The organism is Nitrospinota bacterium, from assembly GCA_016208975.1.
Classification (GTDB): domain Bacteria; phylum Nitrospinota_A; class UBA7883; order UBA7883; family JACRLM01; genus JACQXA01.
Map to the genome: position 1 here is coordinate 48,468 of JACQXA010000004.1, position 13,911 is coordinate 62,378.

12 protein-coding genes are annotated in these 13,911 nt (G+C 56.7%); 3 read left to right on the top strand and 9 right to left on the bottom strand.

Annotation, left to right across the window (positions count from 1 at the left end; genetic code table 11):
• Window positions 1-9 precede the first annotated feature (9 nt).
• Window positions 10-1,086, top strand: coding sequence for an NAD-dependent epimerase/dehydratase family protein (locus tag HY751_03710; GenBank protein ID MBI4665497.1), 1,077 nt, complete (start codon window positions 10-12; stop codon window positions 1,084-1,086).
• A 1-nt stretch (window position 1,087) separates the two neighbouring features.
• Window positions 1,088-2,152 (top strand): lipopolysaccharide heptosyltransferase II, encoded by a 1,065-nt coding sequence (waaF, locus tag HY751_03715; protein ID MBI4665498.1) that lies wholly within the window; start codon window positions 1,088-1,090, stop codon window positions 2,150-2,152.
• Between the two features lies 1 nt (window position 2,153).
• Here the strand turns inward: waaF and HY751_03720 are convergent, their stop codons facing one another.
• The 8 genes from HY751_03720 to HY751_03755 form a co-directional block, all read right to left on the bottom strand.
• Window positions 2,154-3,086, bottom strand: a complete 933-nt coding sequence (locus HY751_03720) for a radical SAM protein (GenBank protein MBI4665499.1) — start codon at window positions 3,084-3,086, stop codon at window positions 2,154-2,156.
• Window positions 3,083-4,426, bottom strand: a complete 1,344-nt coding sequence (locus tag HY751_03725) for a radical SAM protein (GenBank protein MBI4665500.1) — start codon at window positions 4,424-4,426, stop codon at window positions 3,083-3,085. The genes HY751_03720 and HY751_03725 overlap by 4 nt, the downstream gene beginning before the upstream one ends.
• Window positions 4,416-5,717 (bottom strand): B12-binding domain-containing radical SAM protein, encoded by a 1,302-nt coding sequence (locus HY751_03730; protein ID MBI4665501.1) that lies wholly within the window; start codon window positions 5,715-5,717, stop codon window positions 4,416-4,418. The genes HY751_03725 and HY751_03730 overlap by 11 nt, the downstream gene beginning before the upstream one ends.
• A 13-nt stretch (window positions 5,718-5,730) precedes the next feature.
• Window positions 5,731-6,111, bottom strand: a complete 381-nt coding sequence (locus tag HY751_03735) for a cupin domain-containing protein (protein MBI4665502.1) — start codon at window positions 6,109-6,111, stop codon at window positions 5,731-5,733.
• Window positions 6,112-6,118: 7 nt separating this feature from the next.
• Window positions 6,119-7,498, bottom strand: a complete 1,380-nt coding sequence (locus tag HY751_03740; GenBank protein ID MBI4665503.1) for a radical SAM protein — start codon at window positions 7,496-7,498, stop codon at window positions 6,119-6,121.
• Window positions 7,495-8,760: an aspartate aminotransferase family protein gene (locus HY751_03745; GenBank protein ID MBI4665504.1), complete on the bottom strand. Its 1,266-nt coding sequence runs from the start codon at window positions 8,758-8,760 to the stop codon at window positions 7,495-7,497. Before HY751_03745 ends, HY751_03740 begins: the two co-directional genes overlap by 4 nt.
• An 8-nt stretch (window positions 8,761-8,768) precedes the next feature.
• Window positions 8,769-9,236, bottom strand: a complete 468-nt coding sequence (locus tag HY751_03750) for an HIT family protein (protein MBI4665505.1) — start codon at window positions 9,234-9,236, stop codon at window positions 8,769-8,771.
• 294 nt (window positions 9,237-9,530) lie between these two features.
• Window positions 9,531-10,844 (bottom strand): sigma-54-dependent Fis family transcriptional regulator, encoded by a 1,314-nt coding sequence (locus tag HY751_03755; protein MBI4665506.1) that lies wholly within the window; start codon window positions 10,842-10,844, stop codon window positions 9,531-9,533.
• 119 nt (window positions 10,845-10,963) lie between these two features.
• Between HY751_03755 and hpt the strand changes: the two genes are divergently transcribed.
• Window positions 10,964-11,491, top strand: coding sequence for a hypoxanthine phosphoribosyltransferase (gene hpt, locus HY751_03760; protein ID MBI4665507.1), 528 nt, complete (start codon window positions 10,964-10,966; stop codon window positions 11,489-11,491).
• Here the strand turns inward: hpt and HY751_03765 are convergent.
• Window positions 11,464-13,791: a DNA internalization-related competence protein ComEC/Rec2 gene (locus tag HY751_03765; GenBank protein ID MBI4665508.1), complete on the bottom strand. Its 2,328-nt coding sequence runs from the start codon at window positions 13,789-13,791 to the stop codon at window positions 11,464-11,466. The two genes, hpt and HY751_03765, sit on opposite strands and share 28 nt — an antisense overlap.
• Window positions 13,792-13,911 lie beyond the last annotated feature (120 nt).

The window sequence follows — 13,911 nt, forward strand, 5'->3', positions numbered from 1 at the left end:
CTGTAAATAATGGGAATAGCTATCATCACCGGCTCCTGTGGCCTTGTGGGGTCGGAGAGCGCCCGGTATTTCGCCCGGGAGGGGTTCAATATAGTCGGGGTGGATAACGATATGCGGCGCTATTTCTTCGGCGCCGAAGCCAGTACGGACTGGAACCGGGAGCGCCTGGCTGAAGAGCTTTCGGCCCGCTATACCCATGTGAACCTGGATATCCGCGACGGCGACGCGGTGGACCGCTTGTTCAGCCAATACGGTACGGACATAAAGCTGGTGATCCATACCGCCGCCCAGCCTTCGCACGACTGGGCCGCCAAGGAGCCTAAAACCGATTTTGCCGTGAACGCCACGGGAACGCTGAACATGCTGGAGGCCACTAGAACGTTCTGCCCGGACAGCGTGTTCATATTCACCTCTACCAACAAGGTATATGGCGACCTGCCCAACAACCTGCCCCTTTTCGAGATGGAGCGGCGGTGGGAGGTGGACCCCTCGCATCCGTTCCACGAGCGGGGCATAGACGAGACCATGAGCATAGACCGGAGCAAGCATTCAATCTTCGGCGCCTCCAAAGTGGCGGCGGACGTGATGACGCAGGAATATGGCCGCTATTTCGGGATGAAAACCGGTGTATTCCGTGGGGGATGCCTCACCGGCCCGGCCCATTCCGGAGCGGAGCTTCACGGGTTTTTGTCATATCTCGTAAAATGCGTGCTGACCGGAAAGAAATACACCATATTCGGCTACAAGGGAAAACAGGTGCGGGACAACATCCATAGCGACGACCTGGCGCGGGCGTTCCACCTGTTTTATAAAAATCCCATTCCCGGCGAGGTTTACAACATGGGGGGAAGCCGGTTCTCCAACTGCTCGGTGCTGGAGGCTTTCGACATCGCGGAGAAGATCACCGGCGAGGCGGCGGTTTACGAGGTGACCCAGACTAACCGCATCGGCGACCATATATGGTACATAAGCGATATAAGCCGGTTTTGCGGGCATTACCCCGAATTCAGGCTTTCGCACGGGATAGAGATTATCATCGGCGAAATTGCGCTGGAGTTCGAGCGAAGGCTCTCCACCGGCAAATAACATGGATACGCCCAAGATGAAACTGGATCCGGGCGCGGTACGCCGCATTCTGGTCCTGCGTTACCGCTCCATCGGGGACATTATCCTGTCCAACCCTGCGCTGGCTGGTTTGCGCCGCATGTTCCCGGCCGCCAAAATCCACATGGTGGTGGACGACGTTTTCGAGGATGTGCTTTACGGCAACCCGAACGTGGACAAGATAATTTTGAGCCCCCGCAAACCCTCAGGGCCGAAATGGAAAGCGGACATTGCCATGATAAATAAACTGCGCGCCGCAAAGTATGACCTGGCGGTGGACCTGCATGGTGGCCCGCGAAGCTCATGGTTCACCCTTTTTTCCGGCGCGCGATGGCGGATAGGCCACGGGTTCCGCTGGCGCAACCGGCTTTGTTACAACATGGCCGTGCCCACGCCGGATTTTGACGACCATACATGGAGAGTGCAATACCGGGTGGTGAACGCCTTGGGATCTGCGTGGCCGGAGAAGCCGGAGTTCTTCCTGAATTTCCCGGAGAAGGCTATGGAATCGGCCCGGGCTAAAGTTGGCGAAACCGGTTTTAATTTCGACATGCCCATTGTCCTGCTTCACCCTGGCGCCAGGATACAGGTGAAACGGTGGCCCGCCGAAAAAATGGGCGCGCTGGCCCGCTGGCTGGTAGACGAGAAGGGCGCGGCGGTGTTCCTGGCTGGCTCCAAGGCGGACGAAGAAGAAATAAAAAGCATCCGGCGCGCCGCGGGCTACGCCCTTCCCTATTTCACCAACCTGAACGTGGGCGAACTGGCGGCGCTGATAAAAATGGCCAATTTAATCGTGTGTAACGACTCGGGCCCCATGCACATGGCCGGGGCGCTGAACACCCCCATCCTGGCCCTGTTCGGCCCGTCCGACCCGAAGATATGGGAGCCGATGGGAGCCGATGTGAAAGCCACAATCACCGGCGCGCCCATGGAGTGCATGCCTTGCGACCAGAAGGGTTGCCCCTATGAAGGCGCCCATTGCATGACACGCATTGAGCTGGGCGAAGTTAAACGGGAGTTGGAAAAACTGCTACCACCCCATGCCTAGGTCACGCTTTAAGCCATTCGATAAAATCCCCGAATTCGCCTTTGGGGATAACGTCTATCCCAGCCGGGGAATACCTCCATCCATAGACCCTGTTTTCTGATACCACATAATCCTCCTGGGTAATCCCCAGGTCGTACCCGCCCACCGGCGGGGTGGGAGCCCATTTATATCCGTACCGCTCCCAATCGGTCTTCGCCAGCGCCTCCAGGGCTTTCTTCTGGATTGAGGGGTCCATCTTGGCCCGAAGGGTCATGGCGCCCCTGTCTGGAACCAGCAGAGTGTTGAACAGGGGTATAACGCCATTCTCGCGGGCGAAACAGAGCACGTTCAATATCCCGTTAAAACTGTTATCAAGGTTATGGTCGTCCATCACACAGGATACCCCCAGCCGCCGGCTTTTCGCGAATCCTCTGGAAAGCGCCAGCCACAATGCGTAGGGCACATGCCCCCAGGGGGGCATTTCCCTAAACTCGCAGGGGCTCCGGGTGGCGTATATGGAAATCATCCGCTCTTTATCCAAACTGTCCAGTTTGAACACCAGCGACACATCCAGTTCGAAAAGCTCCTCTATATCCCCGCCGTCAACAAGAAGCCCGTTAGTGTAAATGACCGTGGCTAAACCGAAGGACCTGGCTTTTCTAAGAATCGGGTAGAGCTTTTTCTTTTTCAGGAAAGGCTCTCCTGGCCCTTGCAATATTATTGTTCGAACGGGAGTGGAAGATAATTCGGCAAGGGCTGTATGGATGTATCCGGCGTTTTTCTCCGGCGCCACGTCACGGTAAAATTCCATCGTTCCGCAATAGTGGCAAAGCAGGTTGCACTGCCTCCATATGAAAAGGGTTATCTCCAGCGGGCGGCCAGCGGCGGAGATCTGGGTTTCCTTATGGATGCCATGCAGTAAGGGCCGCTCCATAGGCATCTCCGCGGTTTTCATGAAAGCCTGAAAGAACCGGAAACCGGCCGGACGATATCGAAAATCTCGCTCCTCGCCTTGTCTAAATCGCCGAAGGAGAGGTTTTCCAGCGGCACGTTCGTTTCCAGATGGTAGTCCACATACAGCCCGCCTTCACGCCCCGTGGCGAACTCTTCATGGAAACGTGTGCCGGGCAAAGCGTTGGCGAAACTTACGGATATCAGGTCTGGTTTTATCCGGCCCACTATATCCACGGTTTTTGAGAGGCTTTCCCTGGTTTCGCCGGGATAGCCCAGCATGATGAAGGCGCCCGCCTCCAGCCCCGCCTTGTGGGCCATGTCGAAGGCTTTTATTACCTGGGCCGGGGTTATCCCTTTCCCCATACGGTTCAGGATTCCCTCGTCTCCCGATTCCACACCGAACATTATCCGTATAAGCCCCGCGCTTTTCATAGTCTCCAGAAGTTCATTGGATACGCAATCCACCCGTGACTCGCATTGCCACTCCACCCCAAGCTGACGCTCCTGAAGAGTTGCGCAAAGGCTCTCGGTGAACTTCCGGTTGGCGGTGAGGGTGTCATCCACGAAATGGACCATATCAACGCCGTACCGTTCCATGAGTGTTTCTATTTCTCCCGCTACATTTCCGGGGGACCGGTGGCGGAGCTTGCGTCCGAATATTTCCCGGGAACAGAAGGCGCAACCGAACGGGCAACCTCTGGATGATATGAGGGTGCCCCCGCGCCTGCCGGTTATCTGCTTGAACAGGGCAAGGTATTTTTCCATGGGCATGAGCCCGCGCGCTGGATATGAGAGGCTGTCCAGGCCGTTTATATAACCCCTGCCGGGGCCGTATGTGACGGCTCCATCATCTTGAAGGACCACGACGCCCGGAACGGCTTCCAGCCGCTCGCCATTGTTGATGGCGTTCACGATTTCGCTGAACGTCCTCTCCCCTTCCCCCAACACGCCGATGTCGAACAGGCCGGAACCCATAACCTCCATAGCCGCCACGGTAACGTGGGATCCGCCGATGACGAACCAGCCGCCGCTCCAGGTCCTTATACGTTCCGCCACGCGCCTGGCAAAAGCATAGCTAGGGGTCATGGAGGTGAAGGCGTACATGTCGTAATCGCCAAGACGGTTTATGGATCCCTCCACATCCTCCCAGCTTTCGTGAAACGACAGGTCGAGATATTCTTTTTTATAATCCCCCTCAAGATTTGCCATTACATAGGCAATGCCCAGCGGCGGCGTGGGAAAATCGGGATAGAACTCCACCCTTTCTTTCATCAGCGGCGGAGCTATGAACAGGATTTTTTCAATCCTGCGCGGCCGGGAACGTAGAACGTTACCGGACATCGTTTATCCCTTCCCCGGCGGCCATACCCTGCCCGTGATAAACCCGGTGGTTGCCTCCGTCGAAGAAAGCGTTTATCTGGCCAGGATTTATTCTGGCGGATCGGCGCAGGTAATATGGGGCGGAATTGTCGAACTCCAGCCCAAGAAGCCGCTGGTTTTCCCATAGGCCGGTGCCTGGCAAGACCCGGAGAAGGGCCACGCGGATGTCGTCCACCGGCAGGTTTTGAAGATACTCCACCCCCCGCCACACGTCGTCCATGTCGTCACCGGGCAGGCCCAGGATAAGGTCAACATTCACCCGAAAGCCATAGTCCCTTAATAGGCGCGCGCCCCGCTCGAATTTTTGCCGGTTCAACCGGCGGTGGATATTTTCGAGCGCAAGAGGATTAACGCTCTGCAACCCCGCCTGAAACTCTACAAACCCGGCCCGTCTGGCCGCACGGCAGAACTTTTCAGTCACAAGCTCCGCCATTATGTCAGCGGAAAACTCCATACCCGGAGCCCGGTTTTCTTCAACCATCCCGCACACCTGAGCGGCCCACGGCCATAGGTTGAAGATGGAGTCTATAAGTATCACGTACCGCGTTCCGGCCTGCGCCAAGGCTTTTACCTCCCCCGCCAAAGTGGCCGGGGATGCGAACCCGAGCCCTTTCATTTTTTTCGGGTAAAAACAGTAGGCGCAACGCTGGGCGCATCCCCGGTAAGTTTCCATATATGCGTGGCGGTATCTCGAAAGCTCGAACACGCCGGAGGCGTAAGGACCCGGGATGGTTTCGAGGGAAGGCTCCGGCCGGGCGCCGGAAGAAGCGTTAACGGGTTTTGAGCGGGAGGTTACGCCTGGAACATCTTCCCAGCTTTGCCCAAGAGCGAACCTGTGAAGAAAAGCCGTGAACGGCTTTTCACCCGGTCCCACTACAACCGCATCCACAGCGGTTTCCGTAAGCAGGTTTGAAAGGTTGTAAGCCTCCGGCCCACCGAGCAGGATGAATATGGATGTGTCCCTTTCTTTTATCAACCGGGCGGTTTTTACCACCCGCTCCACGTTCCATACATAGCAGGAGAACCCGGCTACCCGGGGGGCTGTGGAAACAACTTTTTGCGCCAGCGTATCCGGCGTTTCAGGCTCCAGCGCCCATGGTTCGATAATCTGGATTTCCAGCGATGGGTCATGGGATTGGGCATAGGCCTTGAGGTATCCCAAAGCCAAAGGCGGCGTGAGTGGAGCCTCCACCGATATGGAAGGATCCCGGGTATAGTCGAACCCGCCCGGTTGCGCCAAGGTTACACGCATGGATGCCGCGCTTTCATGCCGGAGCCGGTTCACTAAGGAAACTTATGGCCAGTATCTCGCACATGGAGCCGGTGTTGTTCACAAACCGGTGTGGCTCGTTTGCGGGAATGTAAAGCGCGTCGCCAGCTTCCAGCCGCGTCACGGCTCCGTCCCCGGTAGAAACATCCCCTGCCCCACGCGCGACATAATAAATCTCCGGGCACGGGTGGAAATGGCTTTCCATACTGCCCCCCGGCGCAACCAATAGCCGCCACATGTTCAGCCCCGCGTCCCCATCGCCAAACACGTTGCACCCAAGGCTTCCACCATGGAACGGTACCAGATTTATCCGTTCCACGTTCTTTACGGCAACCGTCCTGAGTTTCCGCGCCCCAGCAAATCCGTTATCAGCCATATGCCCTCTATGCGCCAGCCCCGGCGGTTATGGCCTTCTCGCGGTTATGATGTTTCTCCTGCGCGATACAAACAGGGTCGCGATCCATGATGTTGCCCGTGGCGTAATGGGACCGGGTGAGACACCCTGACCGGCATACCGTTACATACTCGCATTTGCCGCATGCGGGGCTAACATCGTCCAGCGCCCTGAACCGCGCCGATTCCATGGCGCTGGCAAAGGAGCGGCGTTTTAAATCCAAATCTTCCCATTGGCTGTAAAGATGTGTCAACGACGGGCAGGGAGCTAAAAACCCATCGTTGCTTACACATATGAAGCCATAACCAGATGGGCAATGAAAGGGCGCGTCCAGTAGAATGGCCTGGCTTACGATGGGAATGGCCACCGTTATCCTATCGGCGTATTTTTTCCTGATCCCATCCAGAAGACGCGATGTATCCACAAGGGACTGGTAAGAGTGCGCCAGCCCCCCATTCTCCCTGGCCCTGCCTGCGGGAAGGACGTTTTCGAATTTCACCACCCGCGCGCCCGCGTCAATTAACGGCTCCATTACGGCCCCGGCCTGGTGGGCGTTGGCCGCCGTTAGCACCACGTTTACCGCAGTGAAAATACCCGCGCCGCGGCATCTTCTCAATCCGTCCAGAGTCCTTTGATACGCGCCCGGCCCCCGGGAAAGGTCGTGGGCCTCATCCATCCCGTCCAGGCTGGCTATGGCGCTGTCCACTTCCAGGGAGGCCAGCCTTTGAACGGTTTTCTCCGCCAGATAAGCTCCGCTGGTGTCCAGAATCACCTTAAGGCCCCGCTCCTTGGCCCGCGCTATAAACTCCCAAATGTGGGCGTGTAGCAAGGGCTCGCCGCCGGAAAAGGAAACAACCCTCAGCCCTCCTTCGGCCAGCCCATCAATTATCTTCAAGCCATCCATTAGCCCCACATCCTCGCCGCGCTGGATTCCCTCGCCGAAATAGTAACAATGGGGGCATGACATGCCGCACTTGCTGGTGACGGTCCAAATAGCCAGGTTTGGGCCAGAACCGAAAGGCCTGTGGGCAACGCCGTTCCAGTCTTCGCTGGCGCTCACATCATGCTCCACGGCTTGATATTGTCCGTATAGTTGGAAATAACTGCATGCCACCAACTGATGGTCATCCAGCCGGTAGGTTTCCTGTTGCGCGCCATCCCCTACTTTCCACCTGGCATTCACCAAAACGAAGGGCATGCCATCGGCGGTTTTGAGCCTTGCCCCGCCCGTTACGCCAGGATGCCCTTGAATGGAGCGGGCCAGTTGTTTGCCTAGTCCGGCCATATAGCGGCCACACTCCTCCAAGGGTACATTGGACCCGTGCCAGTCCAGGCTTATCGAAAAATCCGCAAGCATTAATGCGCTCACAACTGTAACTCCTTTTTTAGCCTGTCCATCATCTCGTCTATATCCCCCATATCCAGGATTAATGGAGGGGTAAGGGTGAGGGTGTTGCGGAATATGGTGGCCACGTGCAGGCCGGCGCGCCTGCAGGAGGATACGAACCGGGTGAGGGCGGAAGTGGACAGACGTTTGGTTTCCCTGTCGGCCACAAACTCCACGCCGATAAGCATACCCGCGCCGCGAATATCCCCCACGGAGTTGTCGCTCTTTAAAAGGTCACGAAGGGCTTCTATCAGCGCCTTGCCCATGACTGCGGCGTTTTCGTGGAGTTTTTTCCGGCGGGCCACGTCCAAAGTTTTCACCGCCCGGGCGCAGGCCACCGCGTGGCCTGAGAAAGTGGTCTGCAACACCACGCCCATGGACACGAACTCCGGCGGGCAGGCCGATTCCTTAAAGACGGCCACGGATAACGGAAACCCGTTGGAGAGGGCTTTGCCCATTATCATGATGTCCGGCTGGACATCTTCCATTTCTGACGCGAAGATGGCTCCACAACGGCCAATACCGGTTTTCACTTCGTCGATGATGAGGGGAATCCTGAATTCGGCGCAAATGGAGCCGACAGCGGAAAGATAACCCTCGGGAAGCGGTATGCCCTCCTTGCCCAGAACAGGTTCAATTAAAACCCCTGCCAGCTCATCTTTATCCTTGGCAACCAGTGAACGCAGGGCTGAAACGCATTCCCTCTGGCAGTTTTGAACGGTGAGGTTGAATGGGCAACGGTAACAGAATGGGGTGGGCGCGGGAACGGGAATCACTCCCGAAAGAGCCGCCAGCCCGCTGGTTGGGAAACTTATGGGTAGCAGACCGATAGCCGAACCGTGATAGCACCGGTCCAAAACAAGCACCTTCCGTTTCCCGCCGCTTTTAAGGACAGCCATCTCCAGGGCGTGCTCCACAGCCTCGCTCCCGGAAACGCCGAACATAAACTTGTTCAGGTCCCAAGGGGCCAATATCTCTGTAAGACGGCCCATAAGCTCTACCATGGGAAAAGTGGGCGGGGTGGCGTGTTCCAGCTTCTCCAGCGCCTGAATGGTGGCTTGCGTAACCTCCGGGTGCGCATGGCCCAGGACCATGGCGCCCCAACCGGCGTCCAGGTCCAGATATTGCCCTCCATCGCAATCGTATAGCCACTTACCGGAGCCCCTCTCGAACACCGGCGGCCATAGTTCAGCCACGTAACCGGGAGATATGCCGTTGAGATATTCAGCGTAAATAAGCGACATGCGCCCCATCAAACCCCGGCGCGGGCGCCACCCATCATCCCGGCGAAAATTACCGTTAGCCGGTCGCGGATTTCATTCGTCTCCGCTTCGGTAAGCTTTATGGATTTCTGCCGCCATGGCGTGTCCACAAAGGCAGGCTCTATCTCAACAACGTCGCCAGCCTCGTACCGGGGTATGACATGAACGTGGAAATGAGGGACCTGCTGGCCAGCCACCTTACCCACGTTGATGCCGATGTTGACACCTTTTGCGCCATACTCGGTAAGCGCCCTGCCCGCGTCCACCACCATGGTCATCACTTTCCTTGCCAGTTCCGGGGCAGACACGAAGGGGTCCTGATGATGTTCCACCGGGGCGACGCATATGTGCCCCCGGGTGCGAGGAAACTTGTCCAGGAATACCGCCGTCTCCCCGTCGTTATATATTTCCAGCCCTCCGGTTTTGCCTATCACCTCCGAGCAGAACACGCACGCCATGAGCCCCCTCCTTGCCACCGGTTATTATTTTATTTCTGTTATAATATTACTATACCATTTGAAGGGCAAGACTTTTTGCGCGGTGGCTTTTTGGATGAACCCCGGCGTGATTGAGTCTTTAAGAGGGGGTTAGAAATGTATTACGGAATATGCCGGGCATGTAATCTTTTTAAATTGAGGGGGCGGCCTTTTTATAGGAAAGGATGACATTCAGAAGCTGTACTTGCGCAAAACCGGAAAGGAATAATAAAGGCCCGTGAGAATTAAAGCCTGGGGTGGCCCCGGCTGTTTTTTTCAGGCCGCCCCCTCTTCCACCAACCCGTTGAGCAGGTTCTTCTTCTTCAGCTTCTCCACCAGCGTGGTCCTGTTCAAACCCAGTAACGCCGCGGCCTTGTTTTTCACCCATCCGCAACGGTCCAGCGCCGCAAGGATTAGTGTGGTCTCGTATTTGTCCACAGCTTCTTTAAGGTTAATCCCCTCGTCGGGCAGAACGGGCTGATGGAACGAATCGTTGTTGGCGGGGACATCCAGTGGCTCGTCAAATCCGGCGGCCAGGGCCACGTTGGCTTCGGCGGCCTCTTGAGAAACATCCAGGTTTTCCCGCGGATCTGAATGCCCAGCGCCGTTCACCGGGGCGATTTGCGCGTCGCTCCGGATGACGGTAACGTTGGAGGCTTGCGCGGCCAATACAGGCTCCGCTTTTGGGGCGGTTATGATGCCCTGCTCGGCCAGTTCCTCCGGCTCGCCAACCAGCATCATGTCGCGGTAGAGCTGTTCATCCTCTTTGGGTTTTATCTGCCGGAGCTTGGCGGGCAGGTCGTGCTTCTCCAGCAGGCCTTCCCCTTTCAGCACGATGAGCCGCTCCATCATATGCTCCAGCTCTCGCACGTTGCCGGGCCAGTTATAACTTTTGAGACACGCCATGGCCTCGGCGCTCACACCGGTCACCATCCTGCTTTTAGTCTTGTTGAAATGGCGCACGAAATGGTTTATCAGCAGGGTAATGTCGCCGCCCCGGTCCCGCAAGGGGGGCAGTTCTATGGGGATAACGTTCAGCCTGTAATACAGGTCCTCCCGGAACCTTCCCGCCTCTATGGCTTTCTCCAGGTCTATGTTGGTGGCTGTAATAACCCGGGTATCAACCTCTATGGTCTTGGCCCCGCCCACCCGTTCAAACCGCTTCTCCTGCAAAATCCTCAGGATCTTCACCTGCAAGGTGGGGCTCATGTCGCCGATCTCGTCCAGGAATATGGCCCCTTTATCCGCCAGCTCGAACTTGCCTATCCTGGTGCGGATGGCCCCGGTGAACGAGCCTTTCTCATGCCCGAAAAGCTCCGACTCCAACAGCTCTTCCGGTATGGCGCCGCAGTTAACGGTTATCATCGGCTTGTCGCGCCGCACTGAATTTTCATGTATGGCTTTGGCGATTAGTTCCTTGCCGGTACCGCTCTCACCAAGCACTAAAACGGTGGAATCGTTATCCAGCAGACGGCCCACGGTTTTATAAACCGATTTCATAGCCTCGCTTTCTCCCACGAACCGGGAGAAATCCGGAGCGGTCACGCTTTTTATAACCGCCGTCTGGGGCTCTTCCACCACCTCTATCATGGCTGTCTCCAACTTTCTATCGCTTCTTTCACCGGTTGAGTCATAGGAATGGCGCTCACCGTCAACAATCTGTACAATATTGATACCAAAATATTGACATTAACGACGTTTATAAGAGCATGAAGCATAACGTACTGATTTCAGAGGATAAAATCGCAGAGAAGGTGGAGGAACTTGCCCAAAAGGTAGCCTTGGAGTTGAAAGGGCAACCAACAATTTTGGTAGGTCTGCTTAGAGGTAGCGTCGTTTTTTTGTCGGATCTCATGCGGCGGCTCTACATACACGGGGTGTTTCCCGAGGTGGATTTCATGGCGGTTTCCAGTTATAAGGAGTCGCTGGAGTCGTCCGGAATGATAGAGGTGATTCAGGACATGCGCCTGCCGGTGGAGGGTAAAACCGTTTTGCTGGTGGACGATATCGCCGACACGGGCCTTACCCTCTCGGAGGTGAAAAAGATAATCGAAAAGAAAAACCCGGCCAAACTGCTGACCTGCGTCCTGCTGGACAAGCCTTCCCGGCGGAAGACGGATTTGAAACCGGATTTTTCCGCGTTCACTGTGGATGACGTGTTCGTGGTGGGATATGGGCTGGACGCGGGCGACCGGTTCCGCTATCTCCCCTATCTGGCGGCTTTGGACGAGGAATAGCTCTCGAACCTCATTTTCCGCCCATCGGTTCGCAGAACTATCTCACCATCCATATCCGTGCGGAACACCCGCATACCAGCCTCCTCCAGCCGCTCCAGGGTTTTTTTGCTGGGGTGGCGGTGCCGGTTCATAAAGCCCACGCTTATCACGCCGGTTTTCGCCCCCACCGCCTTTAAAAACTCTTTGGAGGTGGAAGTGTCGGAACCGTGATGGGCCAGTTTAATCGCGTCGGCGCGAATGTCCATGCCGGAGCTAATCAACCAGCGCTCCACTTCCTTGCTTATGTCTCCGGCGAAGAACACCTTTCTGCCACGATACTCCAGGATGAACGCCAGGCAACGGTCGTTGGATTCCTCGTCAAACGGCAGTGGGCCGGGCGGAGGGCTTAAAACCCTTATGGATGGTCCATCGGGAAAGTCGATAAAATCCCCGGTTTTCAGCGCCCGGTAAACTCCACCGGCTCTCATTTTCTCCCGTAAAACAACGATGGGTTTGGGAACGTCTTTCTCCAGTCCATTGTCCAGAAACATATCCGCCGGTACGCTTTCCAGCAGGCCCGGCATTCCGCCTATGTGGTCGGCGTCGTCATGGGTGGCCAGCATGGCGGTAAGTTTGAGTTTCTGTTCCGCCCAAAGGATGGGCGCAATTACGCTTCTACCAGGATCGAAAGTTTCAAACCTTGGTCCCGCGTCTATGGCCATGGCGCCGCCGGGCCATGTGACCAGCGCGCAATCCCCCTGCCCCACGTCCACAAACCTTACGGTTAAGCCCTCCTCCTCCGGCTCCAAATAATGGGTCAGCAAAAGGATCGCCGCAAATCCGGTGGCGGTAACGGCCAACGCCAGCTTCTTGTAAAAGTTTTTGGGGGCTATCAACAGGATGAGCATGAACAGGTAATAGAATGCCCATGCCAGCGCCGGGGTATGCCCCACATGTTTGTAAGAGTATGGGAGCGCCGCCGACCATTCGGATATGAACGCCACGAGGCGCGTCAGGAAATCCGTCACGGCCCGCGCCCATTCCGGCCCGCCGAAAGCCCACACCATTCCCCACGGGGTGGCAAGCGAAGCCAAAGGAACAACCACCGCGTTGGACATGAAACCATAAAGCGTGACCGTGTTGAAATAATGGGCCACCAGCGGGGCCGTGCCAAGGGTGGCGGAAAAAGACACGGCAAGGAAAGACCCTAAAAGCGGCGCAAGCCGTAACGCTTTTTGAGCCAGGTTTGCGCCTGCGCCTGGCTCCCCGCCCGCGAACAAGGGCTTCCACCAGCCTTCCATGAAGGCGGAGATGAAGAACACCGCCATAAAAGATAGTTGGAAACCCACGTCGAACAGCGCCCAGGGGAATATCAGCAATATGGCCATCAAGGCCAGGGCGAAGGCGTTATAAAACTCCCGCCCTCTGCCGAGGGCCACGGCGACAAGATATGTGTCTATCATTATGGCCGAACGGAGCGCCGGAAACTTGAACCCGGTCAGCGCCGCGTACAATGTGGCCGCCAACAGAGCCGCGATGGCGGCGATTTTCACGGGAACGCCCGCCGAGACCCACGGCTGGCGAGATGGATACATCAACACAAACGCCAATAGCTTGACCGCGAAAAAACAGCTGGCGGCGATAAAGCCTATGTGCAGGCCGGAAACGGACAATATGTGCGCCGTGCCCGCCCTGGAGAACGCCTGCCGGATTTCCGGCGTTATCAACCCGTCATCCCCAAGGATAAGCGCCATGTTCAAGGCCGTGGCCAAAGGATCGGCGGATCGCAGGTTGGCCCCCAGTTTCCCCCGCAACCGCTCCAGAGGCCTGCGCCAGTTGGACAGGGTGTCTATCTTTACTATCCGCGACTGGCTGGAAACGAGGAAATCGCCATCCAGCTCCCGGTCTTTTAAATAAGCGTCATAATCCCAGCCATGGATGTTGCGGAACCCGTGGGGACGCCGGTATTTTGCGCCGGTGATTAATAACTCGTCGCCCGGCAGAAACGCTCTTGAATCGTCGTTATTGCCTTGCCGCGCATTCCAGCGGAGGAGCCCCTCTGCCTTGCCGCCGTTCACTGAAATGACCCTGACGATATACCGGACGCCTCTTGGGCGGGTTGAATCCAGTGATAGCACCTCTACAAGCGCGGTGAATTTGCCATCAGGCGACTGGGAGCGGATGTTTTCTTCAGGAATGGGGCGGTTATCGTTGGCCATGATGGCGTTAACGCCGCCTAGGAGCGCGATGAGGAAAAGGGCTTTCAACTCCAGAGGCGCCCGCCACAGAAAGAAAAAGAGAATTGTGGCGGCAAGCGCCAACACAGGACCCTCTACCGCGCCGGACCGGCCAAAAAGGATTCCGCCGGCGAAGAAAAGGGAGAAAATGAGAGCCGGAGGAAGGATTTCTCCGGCAGGTTGGTTTTTCGCCCCGTTATTTTC